Source organism: Fulvimonas sp. R45, assembly GCF_030504985.1.
Lineage (GTDB): Bacteria > Pseudomonadota > Gammaproteobacteria > Xanthomonadales > Rhodanobacteraceae > Rhodanobacter_A.
The window spans coordinates 12,732-34,037 of sequence record NZ_JASERU010000025.1 but is presented as its reverse complement, the minus strand read 5'-3'; the positions used below and the strand labels follow the sequence as shown (position 1 = coordinate 34,037).

The 21,306-nt window shown below is 73.0% G+C and carries 27 protein-coding genes; 11 read left to right on the top strand and 16 right to left on the bottom strand.

Translation table 11 applies throughout. The annotated features are described in order from the left end of the window. Position 1 precedes the first annotated feature (1 nt). The gene (locus QMK61_RS16325) at positions 2-1,177 is read left to right on the top strand and encodes a methyl-accepting chemotaxis protein (protein WP_302073298.1); all 1,176 of its coding nucleotides are present in this window, start codon (positions 2-4) and stop codon (positions 1,175-1,177) included. A 46-nt stretch (positions 1,178-1,223) separates the two neighbouring features. Then, positions 1,224-1,529 carry an STAS domain-containing protein gene (locus QMK61_RS16320; RefSeq protein WP_302073297.1) on the top strand — a complete coding sequence of 102 codons (306 nt, stop codon included), beginning with the start codon at positions 1,224-1,226 and terminating at the stop codon, positions 1,527-1,529. A 54-nt stretch (positions 1,530-1,583) separates the two neighbouring features. Here QMK61_RS16320 and QMK61_RS16315 read toward each other — a convergent pair whose 3' ends face one another. The 7 genes from QMK61_RS16315 to cdd form a co-directional block, all read right to left on the bottom strand. Further along, positions 1,584-1,946, bottom strand: a complete 363-nt coding sequence (locus QMK61_RS16315) for a hypothetical protein (RefSeq protein ID WP_302073296.1) — start codon at positions 1,944-1,946, stop codon at positions 1,584-1,586. A gap of 516 nt (positions 1,947-2,462) precedes the next feature. After that, on the bottom strand, positions 2,463-3,026 hold the full coding sequence (locus QMK61_RS16310) for an NUDIX hydrolase (protein ID WP_302073295.1): 564 nt from the start codon (positions 3,024-3,026) through the stop codon (positions 2,463-2,465). Positions 3,027-3,094: 68 nt separating this feature from the next. Next, positions 3,095-4,042 carry a DMT family transporter gene (locus QMK61_RS16305; RefSeq protein WP_302073294.1) on the bottom strand — a complete coding sequence of 316 codons (948 nt, stop codon included), beginning with the start codon at positions 4,040-4,042 and terminating at the stop codon, positions 3,095-3,097. 49 nt (positions 4,043-4,091) lie between these two features. After that, the gene (locus QMK61_RS16300; protein WP_302073293.1) at positions 4,092-4,916 is read right to left on the bottom strand and encodes an AraC family transcriptional regulator; all 825 of its coding nucleotides are present in this window, start codon (positions 4,914-4,916) and stop codon (positions 4,092-4,094) included. A gap of 36 nt (positions 4,917-4,952) precedes the next feature. Beyond that, complete coding sequence (locus tag QMK61_RS16295) at positions 4,953-5,882, bottom strand: 5'-3' exonuclease H3TH domain-containing protein (RefSeq protein WP_302073292.1); 930 nt, start codon at positions 5,880-5,882, stop codon at positions 4,953-4,955. Further along, on the bottom strand, positions 5,870-6,439 hold the full coding sequence (locus QMK61_RS16290) for a nitroreductase (RefSeq protein WP_302073291.1): 570 nt from the start codon (positions 6,437-6,439) through the stop codon (positions 5,870-5,872). Before QMK61_RS16290 ends, QMK61_RS16295 begins: the two co-directional genes overlap by 13 nt. 43 nt (positions 6,440-6,482) lie before the next feature. Continuing rightward, the gene (gene cdd, locus QMK61_RS16285; protein ID WP_302073290.1) at positions 6,483-6,890 is read right to left on the bottom strand and encodes a cytidine deaminase; all 408 of its coding nucleotides are present in this window, start codon (positions 6,888-6,890) and stop codon (positions 6,483-6,485) included. Between the two features lie 164 nt (positions 6,891-7,054). Here cdd and QMK61_RS16280 point away from each other — a divergent pair, with 164 nt between their 5' ends. Continuing rightward, positions 7,055-8,155 carry an NAD(P) transhydrogenase subunit alpha gene (locus QMK61_RS16280; protein ID WP_302073289.1) on the top strand — a complete coding sequence of 367 codons (1,101 nt, stop codon included), beginning with the start codon at positions 7,055-7,057 and terminating at the stop codon, positions 8,153-8,155. A gap of 186 nt (positions 8,156-8,341) precedes the next feature. On the opposite strand, the gene QMK61_RS16275 is transcribed toward QMK61_RS16280, so the two are convergent. Genes QMK61_RS16275 through QMK61_RS16265 form a run of 3 tightly spaced genes read right to left on the bottom strand, consistent with a single transcriptional unit; the run spans position 8,342 to position 9,843 of the window. After that, positions 8,342-8,857 (bottom strand): DUF3106 domain-containing protein, encoded by a 516-nt coding sequence (locus QMK61_RS16275; RefSeq protein WP_302073288.1) that lies wholly within the window; start codon positions 8,855-8,857, stop codon positions 8,342-8,344. Between the two features lie 3 nt (positions 8,858-8,860). Next, the gene (locus QMK61_RS16270; protein WP_302073287.1) at positions 8,861-9,256 is read right to left on the bottom strand and encodes a hypothetical protein; all 396 of its coding nucleotides are present in this window, start codon (positions 9,254-9,256) and stop codon (positions 8,861-8,863) included. After that, entirely contained in the window at positions 9,253-9,843 is a 591-nt protein-coding gene (locus QMK61_RS16265) for an RNA polymerase sigma factor (RefSeq protein ID WP_302073286.1), read from the bottom strand. Before QMK61_RS16265 ends, QMK61_RS16270 begins: the two co-directional genes overlap by 4 nt. Before the next feature lie 189 nt (positions 9,844-10,032). Between QMK61_RS16265 and QMK61_RS16260 the strand changes: the two genes are divergently transcribed. Beyond that, the gene (locus QMK61_RS16260) at positions 10,033-10,332 is read left to right on the top strand and encodes an NAD(P) transhydrogenase subunit alpha (RefSeq protein ID WP_302073285.1); all 300 of its coding nucleotides are present in this window, start codon (positions 10,033-10,035) and stop codon (positions 10,330-10,332) included. Continuing rightward, complete coding sequence (locus QMK61_RS16255) at positions 10,329-11,798, top strand: NAD(P)(+) transhydrogenase (Re/Si-specific) subunit beta (RefSeq protein WP_302073284.1); 1,470 nt, start codon at positions 10,329-10,331, stop codon at positions 11,796-11,798. The genes QMK61_RS16260 and QMK61_RS16255 overlap by 4 nt, the downstream gene beginning before the upstream one ends. Here the strand turns inward: QMK61_RS16255 and QMK61_RS16250 are convergent. Further along, positions 11,779-12,219, bottom strand: a complete 441-nt coding sequence (locus QMK61_RS16250) for a hypothetical protein (protein ID WP_302073283.1) — start codon at positions 12,217-12,219, stop codon at positions 11,779-11,781. The genes QMK61_RS16255 and QMK61_RS16250 overlap by 20 nt on opposite strands. Before the next feature lie 228 nt (positions 12,220-12,447). Between QMK61_RS16250 and sufT the strand changes: the two genes are divergently transcribed. Continuing rightward, positions 12,448-13,005: a putative Fe-S cluster assembly protein SufT gene (sufT, locus tag QMK61_RS16245; RefSeq protein WP_302073282.1), complete on the top strand. Its 558-nt coding sequence runs from the start codon at positions 12,448-12,450 to the stop codon at positions 13,003-13,005. Positions 13,006-13,050: 45 nt separating this feature from the next. On the opposite strand, the gene QMK61_RS16240 is transcribed toward sufT, so the two are convergent. From QMK61_RS16240 to QMK61_RS16230, 3 genes are all read right to left on the bottom strand, one after another. Further along, positions 13,051-13,542, bottom strand: a complete 492-nt coding sequence (locus QMK61_RS16240) for an asparaginase domain-containing protein (RefSeq protein ID WP_302073280.1) — start codon at positions 13,540-13,542, stop codon at positions 13,051-13,053. Between the two features lie 136 nt (positions 13,543-13,678). Beyond that, on the bottom strand, positions 13,679-15,319 hold the full coding sequence (locus tag QMK61_RS16235) for an acyl-CoA dehydrogenase family protein (protein WP_302073279.1): 1,641 nt from the start codon (positions 15,317-15,319) through the stop codon (positions 13,679-13,681). Between the two features lie 357 nt (positions 15,320-15,676). Next, positions 15,677-16,645, bottom strand: a complete 969-nt coding sequence (locus tag QMK61_RS16230; protein WP_302073278.1) for a YafY family protein — start codon at positions 16,643-16,645, stop codon at positions 15,677-15,679. 63 nt (positions 16,646-16,708) lie between these two features. Between QMK61_RS16230 and QMK61_RS16225 the strand changes: the two genes are divergently transcribed. Next, positions 16,709-17,593 (top strand): hypothetical protein, encoded by an 885-nt coding sequence (locus QMK61_RS16225; RefSeq protein WP_302073277.1) that lies wholly within the window; start codon positions 16,709-16,711, stop codon positions 17,591-17,593. Then, the gene (locus QMK61_RS16220; protein WP_302073276.1) at positions 17,590-18,225 is read left to right on the top strand and encodes a LysE family translocator; all 636 of its coding nucleotides are present in this window, start codon (positions 17,590-17,592) and stop codon (positions 18,223-18,225) included. Before QMK61_RS16225 ends, QMK61_RS16220 begins: the two co-directional genes overlap by 4 nt. Before the next feature lie 7 nt (positions 18,226-18,232). Here the strand turns inward: QMK61_RS16220 and QMK61_RS16215 are convergent, their stop codons facing one another. Both QMK61_RS16215 and wrbA read right to left on the bottom strand, forming a co-directional pair. Then, on the bottom strand, positions 18,233-18,583 hold the full coding sequence (locus QMK61_RS16215) for a DUF2069 domain-containing protein (protein ID WP_302073275.1): 351 nt from the start codon (positions 18,581-18,583) through the stop codon (positions 18,233-18,235). Beyond that, positions 18,580-19,179: an NAD(P)H:quinone oxidoreductase gene (gene wrbA, locus QMK61_RS16210; protein ID WP_302073274.1), complete on the bottom strand. Its 600-nt coding sequence runs from the start codon at positions 19,177-19,179 to the stop codon at positions 18,580-18,582. The genes QMK61_RS16215 and wrbA overlap by 4 nt, the downstream gene beginning before the upstream one ends. Before the next feature lie 80 nt (positions 19,180-19,259). Here wrbA and QMK61_RS16205 point away from each other — a divergent pair, with 80 nt between their 5' ends. Genes QMK61_RS16205 through QMK61_RS16195 form a run of 3 tightly spaced genes read left to right on the top strand, consistent with a single transcriptional unit; the run spans position 19,260 to position 21,276 of the window. After that, entirely contained in the window at positions 19,260-20,534 is a 1,275-nt protein-coding gene (locus tag QMK61_RS16205; RefSeq protein ID WP_302073273.1) for a YihY family inner membrane protein, read from the top strand. Further along, the gene (locus QMK61_RS16200; RefSeq protein WP_302073272.1) at positions 20,531-21,007 is read left to right on the top strand and encodes a TlpA disulfide reductase family protein; all 477 of its coding nucleotides are present in this window, start codon (positions 20,531-20,533) and stop codon (positions 21,005-21,007) included. Before QMK61_RS16205 ends, QMK61_RS16200 begins: the two co-directional genes overlap by 4 nt. Further along, positions 21,007-21,276 (top strand): acylphosphatase, encoded by a 270-nt coding sequence (locus QMK61_RS16195; RefSeq protein WP_302073271.1) that lies wholly within the window; start codon positions 21,007-21,009, stop codon positions 21,274-21,276. The genes QMK61_RS16200 and QMK61_RS16195 overlap by 1 nt, the downstream gene beginning before the upstream one ends. Positions 21,277-21,306 lie beyond the last annotated feature (30 nt).

Sequence of the window (21,306 nt, the reverse complement as noted above, 5' to 3'; positions counted from 1 at the left end):
CATGTCTTTCGCCCGTCTTCCCGTCGTCCGCCATCCGCTCGGTTTCGGCGCCAGTGCGCTGGCTCTGGCGACCGCCCTGTTCTGGCACCCGGCCTGGCTGGCGCCGCTGCTGCTGGTCGCGGTGACCGCCGCGTGGATCGTCGAGGCGCACCGGCTCGGCGCGGCCGCCCATGCGGATGCGCCGGTGCCCGACCACGAACCGGTGCGCGAGGCGCTGGACGACGTGCGCGGCGCGCTGGTGGACGAGCTCGGTCACGCCGCGCGCGAGCTGCACCAGGCGCTGGACCTGCTGCGCGACGCGGTCTCCGAGCTGGGCGGCGGCTTCGACGGCCTGTCGCGCAAGACCGGCCAGCAGCAATCGCTGCTGAAGCAGATCATCGACGCGCAGCGCGACGGCGTCTCGATGCAGGATTTCGCCGCGCGCACCGGCGACCTGCTGGAACACTTCGTGGGGCTGATCGTGCAGCTCTCGCGCGAGAGCCTGCGCATCGTCTACCGCATCGACGGCACCGCGAAGGAGATGGACGCGGTGTTCGGCCTGCTGAGGAACGTCAACACCATCGCCGAGGAAACCAACCTGCTGGCGTTGAACGCGGCCATCGAGGCGGCGCGCGCGGGCGAGGCGGGGCGCGGCTTCGCGGTGGTGGCCGGCGAGATCCGCAACCTGGCCAGCCATTCCAACCAGTTCAACGAGCAGATCGGCAGCCACGTCGAGCGCGCGCGCGCCTCGATGGAGCAGCTGCGCGGCCTGGTCGGGGCGCTGGCCGCGCAGGACCTCAACGTGGCGCTGTCCGCCAAGGGCGGCATCGACGCGATGATGGAGCACGTCACCCGCAGCAACGCCCGCGCCAGCGAAGTCGCCGACCAGGTGGTGGAGATCAACCGCGGCCTCGGCAGCGACGTTTCCACCACCATCCGCTCGCTGCAGTTCGAGGACATCCTCAGCCAGCTGATCAACCAGACCCGTACGCGGCTGGTGGAGCTGCAGGACATCACCGCCGAGTGCACGCGCGACATCGAGACGCTGGCCTGCGGGCCGATCGACGCCGGCGTGCTGGCCGAGCACGCCGGGCGCGTGCGCAACCGGCTGGCGGTGCAGCGCGAGAAGGCGCGGCTGCGCTCGCGCGGCCCGGCGCTGCAGAGCTCGATGGACGCCGGCGAGATCGAGCTGTTCTGAACCCGCGGCCCGTGCACGGCCGCGCGACCGCCACCGGAGTCAAGCCATGAGCATCACCGCCCATCACGACAGCGAAACCGATTGCCTGACCCTGCAGCTCGGCGAGCGCTTCGATTTCAGTGTCCACCGCGACTTCCACGAGGCCTGCCTCGGCGCCGTGCGGCCCGCGCGCAGCTACGTGGTCGACCTGGGCGAGGTCGCCCGCATGGACAGCTCCGCGCTGGGCATGCTGCTGCTGCTGCGCGAGCACGCCGGCGGCGACCGCGCCGAGATCCGCATCGTCAACGTCGACAGCGCGCTGCGCGGCACGCTGCGCGTGGCCGGGTTCGACCGGCTGTTCGCGCTGCACTGAGGCACAAAAAAAGGGCCCCTCGCGGGGCCCTGCGGCGAAGCCCGGGAGCGCGGCTCACCAGGTGCGGACGTCGCTCACGCTGGCCGTGAAGGACTCCATGCTCGGCTGGTAGCGGAACAGCCGGCCCAGGTCGAAGTTCACCGATTGCCCCGGCGAGATGTTCGAGGTGCCGGCCGGCCAGCCCTGCTTGCTGGCCAGCACGTTGCCGCTGGCGTCCTTGGCCACGATGCGGACCTGCGCGGCGGCGGCCGCGCCGCAGTTGTTCACCAGTTCGCCGCTGAGGCTGATCCGCGGGCCGAAGCCGCCGGACACCGGTTTGATCTTGAAGTCCTGGATCTTGAAATCGTTGGCGGAGCAGGCGGCGTGCGCACCCAGCGGCGCGAGCAGCAGCAGGGCGGAGGCGAGCAGGGTCTTCATGGGCGGTCCGAGAGTCAGGTCGCATGGCGACGTCGGCTCCTGTATCGGCCGCCCGGGCGCGGGCTTTAGAGTCTGTTGACGATCCTACGGCTACTGGATCCCGGCCTGCGCCCACGGCTGTCCGGACTATTTCCTGCCGCTGGATGAGCTCCTCCCCCTGCGCGCAGGGGGAGGTTGGGAGGGGTAACGCTTTGGCTTTCAAGCCAAAAGCACCCCTCCCCAGCCCTCCCCTGCGCGCAGGGGAGGGAGCTTTCTTCGCTCTCCCTTCGAGGCCGCCGGTGGTCTTCCCCGCACGCTGTTTGCCGATCTTCGGTGCAAGCTCTTGACCGGCATCAACCACTGTTCCGGACAAATGGCCTGCGCCGGGATGACGAGCCGGGGGCTGTCATCGGTTGTCCAGCCGGATTTCCTGTTTGCCTGGAAAAGAAACGACGGGGGCTGTCCGGCAGGCGGGTTGTGAACAGGCCCCGAGGGGGCGGGCACCCGGCCGTGCGGTGCGGCCGGGATCCGCGAAGCTCAGGCCTCGCCGTGCTCCAGCAGCCACAGCCCCGCGAACAGCTTGGGGTCGATCGAGTAGCTCTCGGCGGCGCGGGCGAACAGCCATGCGCTCGCGCCGGCGCGCGGCACCTCGTGCACCACGATGTTCTCGCTGGCGTCGCCGCCGCCGGGGCCGACCTTCGTCAGGTCGAAGGCGCGCACGAAAGCGATCATCTCGGTGCTCATGCCGGCCGAGGACGGGCCCTGGTGGAGCAGGACCGCGCGGGCGCAGCGCCAGCCGGTCTCCTCCTCCAGCTCGCGCCGGGCGGCCAGCAGCACGCCTTCGTCTTCCTGCCCGGCGAGGTCGCCCACCAGCCCGGCCGGCATCTCGATGGTGCGCTGGCGGATCGCCACGCGGTACTGCTCCACGAACAGCACGCGGTCGTCGGGCGTCACCGCCACGATGATCGCCGCGCCGCCCGGGTTGTTGCGCTGCGCGTACTCCCAGCGCCCGCGACGGAGCAGGCTGAGCCAGCGGCCCGCGTAGAGCGTTTCCTCGGGGGCGTCGGCGTCGGCGGGAAGGGCAGTGCGGCTGGAAGGCATCGGCGGGCGTGCGTGGGGATGGACGCTGCATGGTGCCGCGGCGACATGGCATCGACAAGCGCGACGGCCTACGCCAGCGGCACCGGCCGCACCCGCGCCGCCCGCGCCACTCCGGTCACCAGCAGGGCGATGCCGAGCAGGGCCAGCGGTGCGGGCGCGTGGCCGCGCAGCGCGTAGGCATAGCCCAGCGCGGCCAGCGTCTCGAACACGATCAGTTGGCCGGCCAGCGCCGAGGGCAGGCGCTGGCTGGCTGCGTTCCAGCACGCGGTGCCCAGCCAGGAGGCGAACAGGCCGATCGCCGCCATCAGCGCCGCGAAGCGCAGCGGCTGCGGTCCCAGCGGCAGCGCGAAGGCATGTGCGCCGGTCGGCGCGAACCACCACAGCAGCAGGTACCCGGTCGCCGCCAGCGGCAGCGTGGCCACGCCCTGTGCGGTGGCCCAGGCGCGCGGGCTGCGTCCGGGATGGCGGCGCAGCCAGTCGGCGTTGCGCAGCGGATACCAGGTCCAGCAGGCCACCGCGGCGCAGGCCAGCAGGAAGCCGCGCGCGAGGCGGTGCAGGTCGGCGGCGGTGTCGCCCAGCGCCGTCAGTTCGCTGCGGTCGACGCAGGCGACGCCGGCGGCGATCAGCGCCAGCGAGGGCGCCAGCCGCCGCCAGGGCAGGCGGCCGTCGCGGCGCGCGTCGCGCAGGTTGGCGCTGATCGCGATCACCACCGGCAGCGTGCCGATGACCATCGTGGGCAGCGGTGCCCCGGCCAGCTGGATAGCGCCGGCCAGGCACAGGTAGTAGAGCAGGTTGCCCACGGCGGCCAGCTTCAGCGCCTCGATCCAGTCGGCACGTCCCAGCCGCGCCAGCGCGGCGCGGTCCAGCCAGGCCAGCGGCAGCGCGATCAGGCCGAAGGCGAGGTAGCGCCCCACCGACAGCAGCGCGGCGGGGTAGCCGGGCAGCAGCAGCGGGGCGACGAACACCAGGCCCCACATCAGGCCGGCCGCGAGCGCGTAGAGGATGCCGTTCAACATGGGCGCAGCATGGCGACCCGCGCGGCCGGCGTCTTGTACCGGATTGCGGTCAGCGCAGGACCTGGCGCTGGTAGCGCGCCGGCGTCACGCCGTAGCGGCGCGCGAACGCCCGGGTGAGGTGCGCCTGGTCGCTGAGGCCGACATCCACCGCCACCCGCGCCGGCGGTTCGCCGGCGTCGAGCAGGCGCTTGGCGCGGGACAGCCGCAGCGCCATCAGCCACTGCTGCGGCGTGGCGTGGTGCTGCGCGCGGAACTGGCGCAGGAAGTGGAACGGGCTGAGCCCGGCTACGGCGGCCAGCTGGTCGAGGCTGAGGCGCTCGGCCAGGTGCGCGTGCAGGTAGTCGAGCACGGGGGCGAAGCGGACCGGCGCCTGCGCCGGCGCCGGGCGCGGCACGCGGGCGTGGGCGCGGAAGCGATCGAGCAGGCGCGACAGCAGGCTGTCGAACGCCAGCGGCTCGTCGGCCCGCCACAGCGCGTCGAGCAGGGCGGTGGCCGCGCGGGCGCCGGCCGCGTCCATGCCCACCGGCCGGTCGAACCACCAGCCCGGCTCGCCGGTGATCTGAGCCACCAGCGCGGGGTCGATGTAGATCATGCGGTAGTGCCAGCCATCCTCGGTCTCGGCGCGGCCGGTGTGCAGCTCGCCGGCGTTCATCGTCACCAGCGAGTCGGGCGGCGCCAGGTGCTGGCCGCCGCGGTAGCGGAAGCGCTCCACGCCCGATTCGATCGCGCCCAGGCCGAAGCCGTCGTGGCAGTGCAGCTCGAAGGCATGCCGCACGATGTGCGCGCGGTACAGTTCGACCCCGGCGCGGTGCGGCGGGTGCCGGAACTGCGCCGAATCGGAAGGATGGTCGAACTGGCCGGGGACGCCCTGCATGGCGTGGATGCTAGCTGGCGCGCGTCGCCCGGGACATCAGGCCGCGATCAGCAGGGCCTTCATCCGCGCCCGCGTCAGCGGACCGAAGCGCAGGCGGCCGCACAGGTCCTCGAGCCGGGCCTCGTCCACGCGCCGGCGGCGCAGCGCGTCGACGTGCTCCTGCACCGGCGCGTCCAGCGCGATGCGGGTGAGGCGGCGGTACAGCCGCGCGGCCTCGGCGTGCTCGCGCAGGCGCGCGGCGCAGGCGGCGGCGCCGCGCAGGCGCAGGAAGGCCACCTCGTCCACGCGCTCGAGCAGCGCGTCGAGGCTGCCGAAGTGGGCGAGCAGGGCGGCGGCGGTCTTGGCGCCGATGCCGGGCACGCCGGGGATGTTGTCCACCGCGTCGCCGCACAGGGCCAGGTAGTCGGCCAGCTGGTGCGGATGCACACCCAGCTTCTCGTGCACGCCGGCGGGGCCCCAGCGCAGGTTGCGCGCGTAGTCCCACTGCTCGTCGTGCTCGCCCAGCAACTGGCCGAAGTCCTTGTCGGCGGAGACGATCACGCTGGGCACGCCGTGCCCGCGCAGGCTCCACAGCGCGCTGCCGATCAGGTCGTCGGCCTCGTAGCTGTGGTCGATCAGCACCGTCACGCCCAGTGCCGCGGCCACTTCGCGGCACAGCACGAACTGGTGCTCCAGCTCGGGCGGCGGCAGCTCGCGGTTGGCCTTGTAGGCCGGGTAGATCGCGTTGCGGAACGAGGTGGTAAGCGAGGCGTCGAAGGCCACCGCCACGCGCTCGGGCCGCGCCCGCTCCAGCAGCTCGCACAGGAAGCGCGCGAAGCCGTGCACGGCGTTGACCGGGCGGCCCTCGGCGTCGCGGAACTCGTCCGGCATCGAGTGCCAGGCGCGGAACACGTACAGGCTGCCGTCGACCAGGTGGGCGGCGGACGCCCGCGTGCCCGGCTGGCCGCTGGCGCTCACGGCGTCCATGTCGTCAGCAGTCCGTCCAGCGCGGGACGGTCGCGGTCGGGCACCTCGATCTGCGGGGTGCCGAGGTGCACGAAGCCGACCACGCGCTCGTTCTCCGCCAGGCCGAGGATGCGCGCGGCTTCGCCGTCGTAGGCGGCCCAGCCGGTAAGCCATTGCGCGCCGTAGCCCAGCGCGTGCGCGCCGAGCAGCAGGTTGTAGGCCACGTTGCCGGCGCACAGCAGCTGCTCGATCTCCGGCACCGAGCTTTCCGGGTGCAGTCGCGCCACCACCACGATCACCCGCGGCGCGAAGGTGTAGCGCAGGCGTTCCTTCTCGCGCTTGGATTCGGGCAGTCCGGGGTCGCGCGCGATGGCGCGCGCGGCCAGCTTCTCGCCGAAGCGCAGCTTGGCCTCGCCGCGCAGCTCGACCAGCCGGAACGGCACCAGCTTGCCGTGGTCGGGCACGCGGATCGCCGCCTGCAGCAGCGCGCGCAGGGTGGCGTCGTCGGGCGCCGGTTCGCCGAGCTGGCGGGATGGGACGGAGTGGCGTTGTTGCAGCAGTTCGAGCGGTGCGGACATGGGGGAAAGCTGCGTATGGGGAGCGGTCATGGTAACCGGCCGGTCACCGCACCGCCTCCAGCGTGAACGCGCCGGGCAGCAGCGCCGCCACGCTGGTCTCGCGCACCGCGCCGGCGAGGTTGCCCAGCCATACCGGCATGTCCGCGTCGCACAGCTCGGCCAGCACCTGGCGGCAGGCGCCGCAGGGGCTGACCGGCGCGGGGGTGTCGGCGGTCACCGCCAGCGCCGCGAAGTCGCGCGGCGCGCAGCCGGCGGCGATGGCGGAGAACAGCGCGGTGCGCTCGGCGCAGTTGCACAGCCCGTAGGCGGCGTTCTCCACGTTGCAGCCGGCGAAGCGGCGGCCGTCGCGCGCCAGCAGTACGGCGCCGACGGCGAAATGCGAGTAGGGGGCATAGGCGCGTTCGCGCGCCAGGCGCGCTTCGCGCAGCAGGGTTTCGGCGGTCTCGGTCATCGGTAGCGCGGTCTCCGGTTGCCACCCCCGCGACCTCGGCCCGAACGCCGGCCGGCGGGCCAGTCTACTCCCGGCACGCGCCCGCGCGGCAAGCCGGCGCCGCCCGCGTCCGCCTCCGGCGGCTGCCTGCTACGATGGGGAAACCAATCCGCAGGGGATGCACGATGCCGATCACCGTGGCCGCATTGCGCGAAACCGCCGCCGACGAGCGACGCGTGGCGATCACGCCCGAGGTGGCGCGGAAGTGGTGCGAGCAGGGCCTGCGCGTGCTGCTGGAACGCGGCGCCGGCGCGGCCGCGGGCTTCCCCGACGCCAGCTACGTCGGGGTGGAATTCGCCGATGCCGGCGCGGTGCTGGCGCAGGCCGACCTGCTGGCCTGCGTGCTGCCGCCGGACGATGCGGTGTTCGCGAAGCTGCGCGAGGGCGCCATGGTGGTCGGCCAGCTGCGTCCCTACGGCGCCGGCGCCCGCCTCGACGCGCTGGCGGCGCGCCGGCTCACCGCCTTCGCGCTGGAGCTGCTGCCGCGCACCACCCGCGCCCAGGCGATGGACGTGCTCAGCTCGCAGGCCGCGGTGGCGGGCTACCGCGCCATGCTGGTCGCGGCCGAGGCCTGCCCGAAGTTCTTTCCCATGCTGACCACCGCGGCGGGCACCATCCGCCCGTCGAAGGTGCTGGTGATCGGCGCCGGCGTGGCCGGCCTGCAGGCCATCGCCACCGCGCGCCGGCTGGGGGCGCAGGTGGAAGGCTACGACGTGCGCCCGGAGACGCGCGAGCAGGTGGAGTCGCTGGGCGCAAAGTTCCTCGACCTCGGCGTCAGCGCCGCCGGCAGCGGCGGCTACGCGCGGGAGCTTTCCGCCGAGGAGCGCGCCGCGCAGCAGCAGGCCCTGGCCGAGCGGCTGAAGTCGTTCGACGTGGTGGTGACCACCGCCGCGGTGCCCGGGCGCCCCGCGCCCAGGATCCTCGCCGCCACGATGGTGGAAGGCATGAAGGCCGGCGCGCTGATCGTGGACCTGGCCGCCGAGGGCGGCGGCAACTGCGAGCTGACCCGGCCGGGCGAGCGCGTGGAGCACGGCGGCGTGGTCGTGCTGGGGCCGCTCAACCTGCCCGCCGGCGCGCCGCTGCACGCCTCGGAGATGTACGCGCGCAACCTGCGCAACTTCGTCGAGCTGCTGCTGGAGGACGGCGCCCTGCAGCCGGACTTCGGCGACGAGCTGGTGGCGAAGAGCTGCGTGGTGCGGGCGGGGGAGAGGGTGTTCCAGGGCTGAGCCCGCGCCCGGGCGGCGCGGCGCGCGGCTCCCTGAGTCTGCTCACGATCTCCAAGTGCCCCCACGCCGGGGGAGCTGTTTGCGCGCAGGCCAGGGAAGAGCGAGGGAGTGGGCGTCCGTCCACGACCGAGCGATGACGTCGGCCTGTGGGCCAACGCGAGGTACTCGGAGATCGTGAACAGGCTCTCAGGGGCGTCCCGGCTTCCCGAACGGCCGCATGCTCGGCGGCGGCACCGCCCCGCGCGGGCCCGCGTCGTGCAGCCACTGCCGCCGTTCGGCGGGGCTCTTGGACTGCCATTCCTGCAGCAGCCGTTCGCGCTGCTGCGGCGGCAACTGCTGGAAGCGCTCGAAGGCGGCGCGCAGTTGCTGCTGGCGTTCCGGCGGCAGGCGGTGGAAGCGCTCCACGTCGTGCCGCACCGAGGCCCGCTGGGCGGGCGTCATCCGCTGCCAGCGCTCGATGCGCTGGCGGACTTCCTCGCGCCGGCGCGGCGGCAGCTTGACCCAGCGCGCGGATTTCTGCAGCAGGTGGTCCTGCCGGTGCGGCGGCAGGCTGTCCCATTTGTCGCGCAGCGGCGCCAGCACGTCCTGCTGCGCCGGGGTGAGGCTGCGCCAGGGGTGCGGCGCGGCCTGGGCACGCAGCGCGTACGGCAGGCCGCACGACAGGATCAGCGCCAGCAGGAACGGGACGGAACGCGCGCTCATGGTTCAGTAGGTGCTCCCGGACTGCGCCTGATGGGTGGAGGCGAGCCAGCTGTAGAAGTCCAGGTTCTGGTACAGCTTCGGATCGGTGCCGTCGGCGTCGGGCGGCAGTTCGCTGCTGGCGGTTTCCGGGCTGGTGGAGATCGCCGAGGCCGCCGGCACGGGGGCACCGTCGCGGCCGGCCGGCTGCCACACCATCATCGCGGCCAGCGCGACGGCGGCCAGCGCGCCGATCGGCAGCAGGGTGCGCATGCGATGGTGCGCGGGAGCCTGCGCCGTGGCCAGCGCGGTGCGGCGCGCGGCGCGCAGGCGGCCGGCGGTGGCCGGGTCCAGGCGCTGCAGGGCGTCGCGGTAGCGCGCGCGGGCGCGCAGTTCGAGGGACGGGTCGGGCGTGTCGTTCATCGCCAGTCCTCCAGTTGGTCGCGCAGGTTGTGCATCGCGCGCGACAGGTGGGTTTTCACGCTGCCTTCGGAGCAGCCCATGGCCTGGGCGGTTTCCGCCACGTCCAGGCCTTCCAGCACGCGCAGGATGAAAGCCTCGCGCTGGCGCCGGGGAAGCTTGCGCACCGCCGCCGCCAGGTCGGCGTACGACTGCGCGTCGCGCAAGCGGTCGAGCGGGCCGGGGGCGTTGTCGGCGGGCTCCCAGGCGGGACGCTCGTCGCCGTTCTCGTCGACCCCGCCGCCGAGCCAGCCGACCATGATGGAGCGCACCTTGCGGCGGCGCTGCAGGTCCACCACGCGGCGGCGCAGGATGCCCCAGAACAGCGGCATCCACTCGGCAGGCGGCTTGTCGCGGTAGTGCCGCACCAGCCGCAGCATGGCGTCCTGCACCGCATCCAGCGCGTCCTCGCGGTGGCCCAGGTGCAGCTCGGCGACGCGGAAGGCGCGCCGTTCGACCTGGGCCAGGAACGCGTCCAGCGTGGCCGGGACGGGCCGGCTTTCGCCGGCCAGCAGCGCCGCTTCGTCGAAGGTGGGGGCGAGGCCGTTCATGGCGTCGTCCCCGGCATGGTCCGGCTGCGCATCCCTGGGGCCCATCGGGTTGGATGTCCCGTTCAACGCGGCAGGCCGGTGCAGGTTGACCCCGAGGCGCCGCCGGCGCGGGGTTCCGCGCCGGAACTGATCGGGGCATCCCATCTACCGTATGATGCGGCGGACACGGCTGCGAGGCGGGGGAAGCACATGCTCGACGGGTTCCTGGCGCTGTACATCTTCATGCTGGCCGCGTTCACCGGCTACGAGATCATCGCGCGGGTGCCGGTGATCCTGCACACGCCGCTGATGTCCGGCTCCAATTTCGTCCACGGCATCGTGCTGGTGGGGGCCATGATAGCGCTGGGCCATGCGCGCACGCCGTTCGAGACGGCGCTGGGCTTCGTGGCCGTGCTGCTGGGGGCGGGCAACGCCGCCGGCGGCTACGTGGTCACCGAGCGCATGCTGGAGATGTTCAAGTCCAGCCGCAAGCCGGGGGACCAGGCATGAGCTGGCTGCCCACGCTGGTGCGTGCCTGCTATTTCATCGCCGCGCTGCTGTTCATCCTGGGCCTGAAGCGCATGAGCTCGCCGCGCACCGCGCGCGGCGGCATCGTGTGGGCGGGCGTGGGCATGCTGCTGGCGGTGCTGGCCACCTTCGCGCTGCCGGACATGCACAACCGGGGGCTGATCCTCGCCGCGGTGGTTATCGGCGTGGCCGCGGCCTGGTGGAGCGGCCGCCGCGTGGCGATGACCGCGATGCCGCAGATGGTGGCGCTGTACAACGGCATGGGCGGCGGCGCGGCGGCGGCGATCGGCGCGGTCGAGCTGGTGGCGCACGCACGCCGCGCCGCGGTGGCGGTGCCCGACACCGCGCCGCTGCGGCCGGAAAGCTGGGCGCTGGACGCGCTGCACCCGGTCGCGGCGGTGGCGCCGCTGTCGCCGGTGGAGCTGGTGCTGGGCGTGCTGGGTGCGCTGATCGGCGCGGTGAGCTTTTCCGGCTCACTGGTCGCCTTCGCCAAGCTGCAGGGCTGGATGGACCGGCGCTTCGTGTTCCCCGGCCAGCGCGCGGTCAACCTGTTGATCCTGCTGCTCGCGCTGGTGCACGGCGCGATGCTGGCGACGGGCCACCTGACGGTCCCGGCGACCGCGGCGTTCTTCGTGCTGGCCCTGCTGTTCGGCCTGATGATGACGCTGCCGATCGGCGGCGCCGACATGCCGGTGGTGATCTCGCTGTACAACGCGTTCACCGGGCTGGCGGTGGCGTTCGAGGGCTTCGTGCTGGGCAACGAGGCGATGATCATCGCCGGCATGGTGGTGGGCGCCGCCGGCACGCTGCTGACCCAGCTGATGGCCAAGGCGATGAACCGTTCGCTGGGCAACGTGCTGTTCGGCAGCTTCGGCGCCGCGGCGGGCGGCGCAGCGCAGGAGATCGCGGGCAGCCAGAAGCCGATCGAGGCCGCCGACGCGGCGGTGATGATGGCCTACGCCGAGCGCGTGGCCATCGTCCCCGGCTACGGCATGGCGGTGGCGCAGGCGCAGCACAAGGTGTGGGAGTTCGCCAGGCTGCTGATCGAACGCGGGGTGAAGGTGAGGTTCGCGATCCACCCGGTGGCCGGCCGCATGCCCGGGCACATGAACGTGCTGCTGGCCGAGGCCGGCGTGCCGTACGACCTGATCGCCGACATGGACGACATCAACCCCGAGTTCCCCGCCACCGACGTGGCGCTGGTGATCGGCGCCAACGACGTGGTGAACCCGATGGCCAAGACCGACCCGGCCTCGCCGATCTACGGCATGCCGATCCTCGACGTGGCGGCGGCCAGGAACGTCATCGTGATCAAGCGCGGCCGCGGCACCGGCTTCGCCGGCATCGAGAACGCGCTGTTCTACGCCGACAACACCCGCATGCTGTACGGCGACGGTCAGGCCGCCGCGGGCGAGCTGGTGGCGCAGCTCAAGGCGCTGGACGCCTGACCGCGCGCTGCGCCGCCACCAGCGCGGCGAGCACGGCGCCCAGCGCGAACCAGGCCAGCGCGGCGGGCGCCAGCCCCAGCCGCGCCAGCGCCAGCAGCATGACCGGGCCGGCGGTGCGCAACGCGTCGACCAGGCCGATGCCCAGGCTGCCGGCGATCCGCGCCGCGGCGATCAGCACGCAGACGTAGCCCGCCGCCAGCAGCGTGGCCGCGGCCGCCAGCACGGCGGCGCCGGCGCGCTGCCGCGGGCAGACCCAGAAGCGCATCGCCAGGCCCAGCAGAGCGCCCGCCGGCAGCGCCAGCCAGGGCGCCGTCTGGCCCAGGAACACCACCAGCAGCATCCATACCGCGCCGGCGGCCAGGCCCAGCATGGCCGCGCAGAAGGCGGCGAAGACGGCGCCGAACAGCGCACCCGCGCTCATGGCGCGGAACGGGCGGGGAGCGGGGCGGTGAAGGGCACGCGGTTTCCTTGCAGGCAAAGGGGCATTCTAGGTCGTGCGTGGCGCCGGCGGCGCCCGCTGCGGCAACCTGGCTTGATATGCGGCGGCGCCGGCCTGATCTGGAGCAGGGCCGGCGCCGCGCGCAGCCGGCATAATAGACGACCGGGCCGCCGCCTCGCGGCCGCCCGCTTTCCCCATTGGCAGGACGGCATGAGCGGCTTCAGTCTCAGCAGCGAACCTTTCACCCTGGCCCGCGACTGCGCGGCGGTCATGGTGCCGCAGGGCGAGGGCGTGACCCTGCCCGCGGGGCAGATCGGCTACATCACCCAGGCCCTGGGCGGCAGCTTCACCGTCTACGTGGAAGGCAACCTGTTCCGCATCGCCGGCGTCGACGCCGATGCGCTGGGCAAGGAACCCCCGCCGCCGATCGAGGTGCCCGCCGACGCCACCGACGCCGATGTCGAGAAGCTGGCCTGGGACCAGCTGCGCACGGTGTTCGACCCGGAGATCCCGATCAACGTGGTGGAACTGGGCCTGGTCTACGACCTCAGCCTGGAGCAGCGCGAGGACGGCCGGCGCACGATCTACGTGAAGCTCACCCTCACCGCCCCCGGTTGCGGCATGGGCGACATCCTGGTGGACGACGCGCGCACCAAGCTGGAGATGATCCCCACCGTGGCCGAGGCCGATATCGACCTGGTGTTCGACCCGCCATGGAACCATTCGATGATGTCCGACGCGGCCAAGCTGGAAACCGGCATGCTTTGACGGTTTTCTCCCTCTCCCGCAGGGGGAGAGGAAGAAAGGTAGACCTCAGCCCTTCGCTTCCTCGAAGCGGTTCTCCGCCCGGTTCTTGCGTACCTTCGCCGGATCCCACACGCGGCCGTTCATGGTGATGTAGACGCCGTCGGGCAGGGTCTGCACCGCGGCCACCGCGCAGCCGATATTGAACACCGCGTCCGAGCCCTGGAAGCGCGCGGGATTCAGCGCGCCGGTGAGCACGATCACCTTGCCGGAAATGCCGGCCAGCACCTTCGCGGTCTCCACCATGGTGTCGGTGCCGTGGGTGACCAGCACGTGGCGGTGCGGCTGCGCCTCGATGGTGGAGCGGATCAGCGCGCGGTCCTCGTCGGTGACGTGCAGGCTGTCCTTGCGCAGGATCGGGATCACGTCGAACTGGAAGGCCACGCCGAGCTGGCCGAGGATCTCGCCGATCTGCGGCGCGCCGATCTTGTAGTCCGACTTGTCGTCGAAGTAGATCTTGTCGATGGTGCCGCCGGTGGTGACGATGGTCAGGTGCTGCATGGCCGGAAACCGCGTGAGGGGAAGGCGCGCATTCTATCCCGCCGGACCGGTCGACCCCAGCCGGCCGCCATGGCGGCCGGTCGTACCGTCCGGTCGAGCGTGGCGGGCGGCTGGGGTGGAGGACAGGCCGGCACGTTCAGCCCAGCAGCAACCCAGTGTCGTCCGTCCCGGGCGCGACCAGCCGGTCGAGGCCGTGCTCGACGAAGCGCCGCAGCGCGGCGGCGGGCCGCCGGTCGCCGCGCGTCGCGGCCCACGCGGCCTGTCGCGCCAGCAACGCCGCCGCGGCGCAGCGCGCCAGGGTGAGCGCGAGGCCGCGCGCGCCGGCCTCCTGCGTGGCGCGCACGGCGCCGTGGCGGTCCAGCCAGCGGGCGGCGGCGTCCAGCGCCTGGCGGACCGCGCCGGCCGCGTGCATGTCGTCGTTGCCGTCCAGCCAGACCGCGGCGGCCGTGCGCAGCGCGCCGAGGCCGTCGCCGGCCAGGGCGCGCAGGCTGTCCAGCGACAGCACGTTGGTGGTGCCTTCCCAGATCGCGTACACCTGCGCGTCGCGCAGCAGCTGGGGCAGGCCGGTGTCCTCGATGTAGCCGGCGCCGCCGAAGCATTCCAGCGCCTCGGAGCAGACGGCCACGGCCAGCTTGCCGGTCCACAGCTTGGCCAGCGGCGTCAGCAGGCGCAGCAGCGCGGCTTCGTGCGGCGCGGCCGCGCCGTGTTCCACCCGTCCGAGCAGGTGCGCCACCTCGAAGGCCAGCGCGAACGCGCCCTCGAACTCGGCCTGCAGGTCGGCCAGCGTCCGCGCGTGCAGCGGGTGCTCGACCAGCGGGCGGCCGAACACCTGTCGCCGCGTGGCGTAGTCGCGCGCCAGGGCGATCGCGCGCGCCATGCTGGCGACGGCGCAGACGGCGTTCCAGCTGCGGGTGACGTTGAGCATCGGCGCCACCTGCCGCACGCCGTGCGCCAGCTCGCCGAGCGGCCAGGCGGGCAGGCCGTCGAGGTGGATCTCGGCGGTGGGGAGTTCGTGCGTGCCGAGCTTGTCCTTCAGCCGGTCGATGGCCAGTTCCGGCTTGCGCTCCGTCCCGTCCATCGTCTCGACGTAGAACAGGGCCAGCGCGCCGGCGCCGTCGTCGGCGCCCTCCGGACGCGCCAGCGCCAGCGCGGCCTCGCCCACCACGGCGGAGCTGAACCACTTGCGGCCGTACAGGCGCCACTGGCCATCGACGTCCCGGCGCGCCACGGTCTCGGTGTGGCCCACGTCGGAACCGCCATGCGTCTCGGTCATCCACTGGCCGCTGAGCCAGAACGAGGCCGGGTCGCGGCTGAGGAAATGCGGCAGGGCGCGCTCGATCAACGACCGGTTGCCTGAGGCCTTCAGCGCGGTCGCCGCGCCGTCGGTCATCGCCAGCGGACAGGTGTAGAACTCGCTGGCCAGGTGGTAGAGGTAGACCCGCGCGAATTCCTCCAGCCGCGCGTGCTCGTGGGCCTCGTGGCCGCTGGCGAGCACCGCGTGGCGGGTGGTGACGCCGGGGCCTTCCTGCCACGCGGTGGTCAGCTCGATGCGATCGACCCGGCGCCCCCAGGCGTCCCACTGCGTCAGCACCGGCTTGCGTCGCGTGGCGGCGGTGGCGCGATGCCACGCCGTCAGGGCATGGTCGCCCAGCGCGTCGAGGTCGGCATCCAGCGCGGCGCGGCGCGCGGCGGGCAGGACGCGGTCGAGCAGCGCGTGCAGCAGGCGGTCGCTGCGGTAAGGGTGCGGCAACTGCGGGGCGGCTTGCAGGAATCCCATGGGCGGCTCCGGGCAGGTGGTGTCCACGAGTATAGGCACGTCGCGGTGCGTGCCGCGTGAGAGCCTGTTCAAGATCTCCCCGCGGCCCGCGCCGGGAGCTGTTTGCGCGCAGACCAAGGAAGAGGGAAGGCGTGGACGTCCGTCCACGACTGAGTGATGACGCCGGTCTGTGGGCCAACAGACCCGGCCCTCCGGGTTGCCTTGCCCTGGCCGCCACGCGGCAGCGCGCGGCTTGGCCCCTGCCTTCGCAGGGGCAGGCTCTGCCCGCCAGCCAGGCGCTGCGCCACGCACTCCCACCGGGCGGCCAGGGCAAGGCAACGCGAGCACGGGGAGATCTTGAACAGGCTCTGAGAGACGCTAGCCGGCCAGTCGTTGCAGCTTCGCCGCGTGCCGCTTCAGCGCGTGGCGCAGTGGTGCCGGCCGGCGGATCTCGAACGCGAACGGCAGCCGCGCCAGTTCGCGTGCGAACCAGCCCAGGTCGTCGGCGCTGCTGCGCAACAGCACGCCGCCGGTGGCCGGTTCGAGCAGGCCGAAGTCCAGCGCGAAGGCGCGGCGCGCCGTGTCCAGGTCGGCGCGCAGCAGCACCTCCACCGCGTGGCGGCGCGGCATGCCGGCGATGCTGGCGTTGAGCTGCGCCAGCGCGTCGAAACCGTCCGGGCGCCGGAAGCGCTGGTCCAGCGCCCACACCGTGCCGATGCGGTCCAGCCGGAACGAGCGCAGGCCTCGGCGCAGGTGGCACCAGCCCACCATGTACCAGGCGCCGGCGCGCCAGGCCAGGCCGTAGGGATCGACCTCGCGCTCGCTGCGCCGCTGCGGCGGAGCGGTGTAGTCCAGTCGCACGCGGCGGCGTTCCTGCGCGGCGGCAGTGAGCGTGGCCAGCGCGTCGTCGCCGCCCGCCGCGCCGGACGGATGGAGATCAAGCTGCACCGTGTCGGCGATCGCCAGCGCGCGCTTCCGCAGCCGCTCGGGCATCGCCCGCGCCAGCTTCGCCTGCGCGCCGGCCACGGCCGGCGCCGCGCCCGCCAGTCCCAGCCGCTGCGCGGCGAGCAGGCCCAGCGAGAGGGCCTGCGCCTCGTCGTCGTCGAACATCAGCGGCGGCAGCTTGAAGCCGGGCACCAGCGCGTAGGCGCCGTGGCGCCCGCGCTCGGTGGCGATGGGGATGCCCAGGTCCTCCAGCGCCACGATGTAGCGGCGCAGGGTGCGCCCGTCCACGCCCACCTGCCGCGCCAGTTCCGGCCCGCTGGCGCGGCCGCGGCTCTGCAGCAGTTCCAGTACGGCGAGCAGGCGGGTGGTGGGCCGGGTCATGCGCGCAGTGTAGCGATTCATCAGGGCGGGTTATGTCCTGATTACGCCGTAGCGTGCGCGCATGTCCGCCACTGGGGAGTCGCCATGAAGTCCACGTTCCGCCGCCTGCTGGGCCTGTTTTCCATCGTCGCGCTGGGTGCGGGCACGCCAGCCGCAGCCGGGTCGGCAGCGGGCGATAACGCGACCGGGCCATCGCCCGGGGCTTTGCCCGGCATGGACACCGTGGCGCACCTGCACGATTTCCAGGTCGTCGAGCTGCGCCGCTACACCACCACGCACGGCGGACGCGCGCGCTTTGCCAGCTACTTCGACACCTATTTCCCGGAGGCCTTCGAGCAGCTCGGTGCGATGGTGTTCGGCCAGTTCCTGCCGCGCGGGCAGCCGGACCGGTTCGTCTGGCTGCGCGGCTTCCACGACATGCACGCGCGGCCGGTGGCGGATGCGCGGTTCTACTACGGGCCGCTGTGGCGCGAGCACCGCACCAAGGTGAACGCGCTGCTGCCCGACAGCGACGACGTGCTGCTGCTGCGCCCGCTGCGGCCGGACACCGGCGTCGCCGTGCTGCCGGCGGTGGACCCGGTGGACGAGCCGCACGGCGCGCGGGGGATCGTGGTGATGCAGGTCTTCGCGGCGAAGAAGGGCAGCGAGCGGGAGCTGGCGGCGCATGCGGAAGCGCAATTCGAACGCTACCGCGGTGCCGGCGTGCGCCAGGCCGGCATCCTCGTCACGCTGGACGAGCCGAACAATTTCCCGCAGCTACCGGTGCGCACGGACGGTCCGTGGCTGGTCTGGCTGGGCGTGGTGCGCGACGAGGCCGCGTTGCATGCGCTGGAACCGGCGATGCGCGCGGCCGCCAGCGCCCTGGATGCCGGCGGCCTGCTGCGCGGCGAGCCGGAGCGGGTGGTAATGGACCCGACGCCGCGCTCGCGGCTGCGCTGGCTGCCCGACGTGGCGGGAACGGCGCCATGAGCCATGCCGCGCAGCTGTGGCTGTTCTTCGTGGTGGTGTTCGGGGTGATCGCGCTGCCCGGGCTGGACATGGCCTTCGTGTTCGGCAGCGCATTGAGCGGCGGCCGTGCGCGGGGGCTGGCCGCGGTGGGCGGCATCGTGGCCGGTGGCCTGTGCCACGTGCTGATGGCGGCATTGGGGATCAGCGTGCTGGTGAAGCTGGTGCCGGGCGTGTTCAGGGCGCTGCTGCTGGCCGGCGCGCTGTACATCGCCTGGATCGGCGTCGCGCTGCTGCGCGCTACCGCGACGCTGCAGGCGCCGGCGGCGGGGCAGGCGCTGCCGTGGGCGGCGACGTTCCGGCAGGGCATGCTCACCTGCCTGCTCAATCCCAAGGCCTACCTGTTCATGCTGGCGATCTTCCCGCAGTTCCTGCGCCCGGCCGATGGCGCGTTGTGGCTGCAGGCGCTGGTGCTGTGGGCGATCATCGCGCTGACCCAGGGCGGCGTGTACGGCACGCTGGCGCTGCTGGGGGGCCGCGTGCGCGGGTGGCTGCACGGCCGCCCCGCCGCCGGCGCGTGGGCTACCCGTTGCGTCGGCGCGTTGCTGGTCGCCGTGGCGGCGCTGACCGCGGCGGAGGCGTGGCCGCGGCCCTGAGCCGCGCTCAGCGCCGCGGCCGCCGCACGCCGGCGCCGAGCGTGCCGATCAGCAGCAGGGTCAGCGCGATCTCCAGCAGCGCCGGGATGCGCTCGGCCGGTGCGCTCCAGGCTTCGGCCACGCCATGGCAGAAGTAGAACAGGGCCAGGATGCCGACCCACAGCAGGGCGCGGCGCACGTTGCGCAGCGCGAGCAGCGGCAGCAGCAGCGGGACCAGCGCGATCGACAGCGCCAGCGGCACCGGCATGTGCCGCGGCGGTTGCAGCCAGCCGTGCCACAGTGCCTGCAGCGCGACCAGCGCGGCCCAGGCGGCCAGGCCCAGCTTCTGCTCGGCGGGCAGCGCGGTGCGGGCGTTCATGCGGCGCCCCCAAGCTTGCGCGCGGTGTCGGCGAGGCGGCGGCCGAGCGCGCGGGCCAGCTCGCGCTCGTGCTCGCTGATCGCATGCTCGCCCTTGGCGCCGGCGACGTGGCTGGCGCCGTAGGGCGCGCCGCCGCTGCGGGTGGCGGACAGCGCCGCCTCGGTGAACGGGATGCCCAGCAGCAGCATGCCATGGTGCAGCAGCGGCAGCGCCATCGTCAGCAGGGTGCTTTCCTGGCCGCCGTGCATGGTGCCGGTGGAGGTGAACACCGCGGCGGGCTTGCCGACCAGCGCGCCGCTGGCCCATTCGGCGCCGGTGCCGTCGAGGAAGTGCTTGAGCGGCGCGGCCATGTTGCCGAAGCGGGTCGGGCTGCCTAGGGCGAGCCCGGCGCAGTCGGCCAGGTCCTGCCTGGTGGCGTAGGGCGCGCCCTCGTCGGGCTCGGGCGGCTGCGCGGTCTCCGTCACCGGCGCCACCGGCGGCACCTGGCGCAGGCGCGCGCGCATGCCGGGCACTTCCTCGATGCCCCGCGCGATCAGCCGCGCCAGCTGTGCGGTGTGGCCAGTGCGGCTGTAGTAGAGGACCAGGATCTCGTTCATGCGGCTCGATGCGTGGGTGGGCCGTTCACGGGCGATGCGCTAGTGTACCGGCGATGTCGGACCGGCCCACAGGGACCCCCATGCGTTGGCGCTTCGATCGAGACCGCAGCCTCACCTTCGGCCGCTTCCTGTGGCAGCGTTTCCTCGACGACAAGTGCTTCGAGACCGCCGGCGCGCTGTCCTACACCACGCTGGTGTCGCTGGTGCCGCTGATGGTGGCGGGCCTGGCGATGTTCTCGGTGTTCCCGGTGTTCGCCGGCGCGCGCGACACGCTGCTGGACTTCGTGTTCCACAACTTCGTGCCAGCCGCCGGCCACCACGTGCAGGTGGCGCTGCAGGAGTTCGCCAGCAACGCCAGCCAGCTCACCGGCATCAGCATCCTGGTGATGCTGTTCAGCGCGGTCTCGATGATGGTGAGCATCGAGGACCGGCTCAACCGCATCTGGCGCGTGCACCAGCCGCGGCGCTGGAGCTCGCGGGTGCTGCTGTACTGGGCGGCGCTGACGTTGGGGCCGATCCTGGTGGTGGGCGGGCTGGCGGCCAGTTCCTACATCACCGCGCTGCCGCTGCTGAACGAGACCGCCGGCCAGCTCGGCGCCGGCGGCGTGGTGTTGCGCGTGCTGCCGTTCGTGGTGACCCTGGTGACGCTGTGGCTGCTGTACACGGTGGTGCCGAACCGGCGCGTGTCGAAGCGCGATGCGGCGATCGGCGCGCTGCTCGGCGCGGTGCTGTTCGAGGTCGCGCGCTGGGGCTTCCGGCTGTTCGTGCACGGCGGGCACACCTACCAGCAGATCTACGGCAAGGCGCTGGCGGTGATCCCGATCTTCCTGCTGTGGATCTACCTGTCGTGGATCATCGTGATCCTGGGCGCGTCGATCGCAGCCTCGATCTCCTCGTTCGAGTACCGCCCGGCGGCGAAGGCGCTGCCGAAGGACGCCGAGTTTCTCGGCCTGCTGGCGGTGCTGGGCCATTTCGTGCGGGCGCAGCGCAGCGGCGAATGCGTGGACCCGGCGAGCGTGCAACTGGCCGAGCCGGTCCTGGACGGCACCGCCATCGCCGCCTGCTTCGGCACCCTGCAGCAGGCCGACCTGATCCAGCGCAGCGAGGCCGGCGGCTGGCTGCTGTCGCGCAGCCTGGACAGCACCGACCTGCTGCGGGTGTACGCGCACAGCGGCTGCCGCCTGCCGCTGGAGCCGGCGAAGGATGCCGCCGGGCTGGAGATCGCGTTGCCGTCCGAGCTGCTCGCGTTGCTCGAGGACATGGCGCGCGGCCTCAAGGCGACACTGGGCACGCGGCTCGACCGGGCCTATCCTGCCGGTTCCCCGTCCGGTCCCGCCGAGGAATCCGTTCCATGAAACTGCTGCGCCTGCTGCCGGTCCTGCTGGCCCTGTCCGTCGCCGCGCCCGCCTTTGCGGCCATGCCGGCGCAACCCGCGCTGAAGATCACCACGCTGGACGGCAAGCCATGGAACCTGGCCGCGCAGCGCGGGCACTGGGTGATCGTGAATTTCTGGGCCACCTGGTGCGTGCCGTGCATCAAGGAGATGCCCGACATCTCGAAGTTCGTGGCCACGCACCCGGACGTGCGCGCCATCGGCCTGGCCTACGAGGACAGCGCGCCGGCCGAGATCCGCGCCTTCCTGCGCAAGCACCCGGTGAGCTACCCGGTGGCCCAGGTCCCGCTGGACAAGCCGCCGCAGGATTTCGACGAGCCGCTCGGCCTGCCCACCACCTGGCTGATCGCGCCCGACGGCCGCGTGGCGCAGCGCTTCATGGGGCCGGTGGACGGCGCGAAGCTGGGCGCCGCGATCGCGGCGAAGCCCCGCTGATGCCTGCCGCGCGCTTCCTGGTCGGCGGTCGGGTGCAGGGCGTGTTCTACCGGGCCAGCACCCGCGAGCAGGCGCGCGGACTGGGCCTGGCCGGCCATGCGCGCAACCTGCCGGACGGCCGCGTCGAGGTGCTGGCCTGCGGCGACGCCGCGGCGCTCGACGCGCTGGAGCGCTGGCTGTGGCAGGGGCCGCCCGCGGCCGAGGTGGAATCGGTGATGCGCGAGCCCGCCGGGGCGCCGGACGGGCCGGGCTTCCACGTCGTCGGCTGAGCGCCTGCGAGGTCATCGAGCGTCCGGCCG

What these genes read in the sequence shown, in the direction of transcription:
- QMK61_RS16325 (WP_302073298.1), top strand. Translation starts at nt 2, where the DNA reads ATGTCTTTCGCCCGTCTTCCCGTCGTCCGCCATCCGCTCGGTTTCGGC.
- QMK61_RS16320 (WP_302073297.1), top strand. Translation starts at nt 1,224, where the DNA reads ATGAGCATCACCGCCCATCACGACAGCGAAACCGATTGCCTGACCCTG.
- QMK61_RS16315 (WP_302073296.1), bottom strand. Translation starts at nt 1,946, where the DNA reads ATGAAGACCCTGCTCGCCTCCGCCCTGCTGCTGCTCGCGCCGCTGGGT.
- QMK61_RS16310 (WP_302073295.1), bottom strand. Translation starts at nt 3,026, where the DNA reads ATGCCTTCCAGCCGCACTGCCCTTCCCGCCGACGCCGACGCCCCCGAG.
- QMK61_RS16305 (WP_302073294.1), bottom strand. Translation starts at nt 4,042, where the DNA reads ATGTTGAACGGCATCCTCTACGCGCTCGCGGCCGGCCTGATGTGGGGC.
- QMK61_RS16300 (WP_302073293.1), bottom strand. Translation starts at nt 4,916, where the DNA reads ATGCAGGGCGTCCCCGGCCAGTTCGACCATCCTTCCGATTCGGCGCAG.
- QMK61_RS16295 (WP_302073292.1), bottom strand. Translation starts at nt 5,882, where the DNA reads ATGGACGCCGTGAGCGCCAGCGGCCAGCCGGGCACGCGGGCGTCCGCC.
- QMK61_RS16290 (WP_302073291.1), bottom strand. Translation starts at nt 6,439, where the DNA reads ATGTCCGCACCGCTCGAACTGCTGCAACAACGCCACTCCGTCCCATCC.
- cdd (WP_302073290.1), bottom strand. Translation starts at nt 6,890, where the DNA reads ATGACCGAGACCGCCGAAACCCTGCTGCGCGAAGCGCGCCTGGCGCGC.
- QMK61_RS16280 (WP_302073289.1), top strand. Translation starts at nt 7,055, where the DNA reads ATGCCGATCACCGTGGCCGCATTGCGCGAAACCGCCGCCGACGAGCGA.
- QMK61_RS16275 (WP_302073288.1), bottom strand. Translation starts at nt 8,857, where the DNA reads ATGAGCGCGCGTTCCGTCCCGTTCCTGCTGGCGCTGATCCTGTCGTGC.
- QMK61_RS16270 (WP_302073287.1), bottom strand. Translation starts at nt 9,256, where the DNA reads ATGAACGACACGCCCGACCCGTCCCTCGAACTGCGCGCCCGCGCGCGC.
- QMK61_RS16265 (WP_302073286.1), bottom strand. Translation starts at nt 9,843, where the DNA reads ATGAACGGCCTCGCCCCCACCTTCGACGAAGCGGCGCTGCTGGCCGGC.
- QMK61_RS16260 (WP_302073285.1), top strand. Translation starts at nt 10,033, where the DNA reads ATGCTCGACGGGTTCCTGGCGCTGTACATCTTCATGCTGGCCGCGTTC.
- QMK61_RS16255 (WP_302073284.1), top strand. Translation starts at nt 10,329, where the DNA reads ATGAGCTGGCTGCCCACGCTGGTGCGTGCCTGCTATTTCATCGCCGCG.
- QMK61_RS16250 (WP_302073283.1), bottom strand. Translation starts at nt 12,219, where the DNA reads ATGAGCGCGGGTGCGCTGTTCGGCGCCGTCTTCGCCGCCTTCTGCGCG.
- sufT (WP_302073282.1), top strand. Translation starts at nt 12,448, where the DNA reads ATGAGCGGCTTCAGTCTCAGCAGCGAACCTTTCACCCTGGCCCGCGAC.
- QMK61_RS16240 (WP_302073280.1), bottom strand. Translation starts at nt 13,542, where the DNA reads ATGCAGCACCTGACCATCGTCACCACCGGCGGCACCATCGACAAGATC.
- QMK61_RS16235 (WP_302073279.1), bottom strand. Translation starts at nt 15,319, where the DNA reads ATGGGATTCCTGCAAGCCGCCCCGCAGTTGCCGCACCCTTACCGCAGC.
- QMK61_RS16230 (WP_302073278.1), bottom strand. Translation starts at nt 16,645, where the DNA reads ATGAATCGCTACACTGCGCGCATGACCCGGCCCACCACCCGCCTGCTC.
- QMK61_RS16225 (WP_302073277.1), top strand. Translation starts at nt 16,709, where the DNA reads ATGAAGTCCACGTTCCGCCGCCTGCTGGGCCTGTTTTCCATCGTCGCG.
- QMK61_RS16220 (WP_302073276.1), top strand. Translation starts at nt 17,590, where the DNA reads ATGAGCCATGCCGCGCAGCTGTGGCTGTTCTTCGTGGTGGTGTTCGGG.
- QMK61_RS16215 (WP_302073275.1), bottom strand. Translation starts at nt 18,583, where the DNA reads ATGAACGCCCGCACCGCGCTGCCCGCCGAGCAGAAGCTGGGCCTGGCC.
- wrbA (WP_302073274.1), bottom strand. Translation starts at nt 19,179, where the DNA reads ATGAACGAGATCCTGGTCCTCTACTACAGCCGCACTGGCCACACCGCA.
- QMK61_RS16205 (WP_302073273.1), top strand. Translation starts at nt 19,260, where the DNA reads ATGCGTTGGCGCTTCGATCGAGACCGCAGCCTCACCTTCGGCCGCTTC.
- QMK61_RS16200 (WP_302073272.1), top strand. Translation starts at nt 20,531, where the DNA reads ATGAAACTGCTGCGCCTGCTGCCGGTCCTGCTGGCCCTGTCCGTCGCC.
- QMK61_RS16195 (WP_302073271.1), top strand. Translation starts at nt 21,007, where the DNA reads ATGCCTGCCGCGCGCTTCCTGGTCGGCGGTCGGGTGCAGGGCGTGTTC.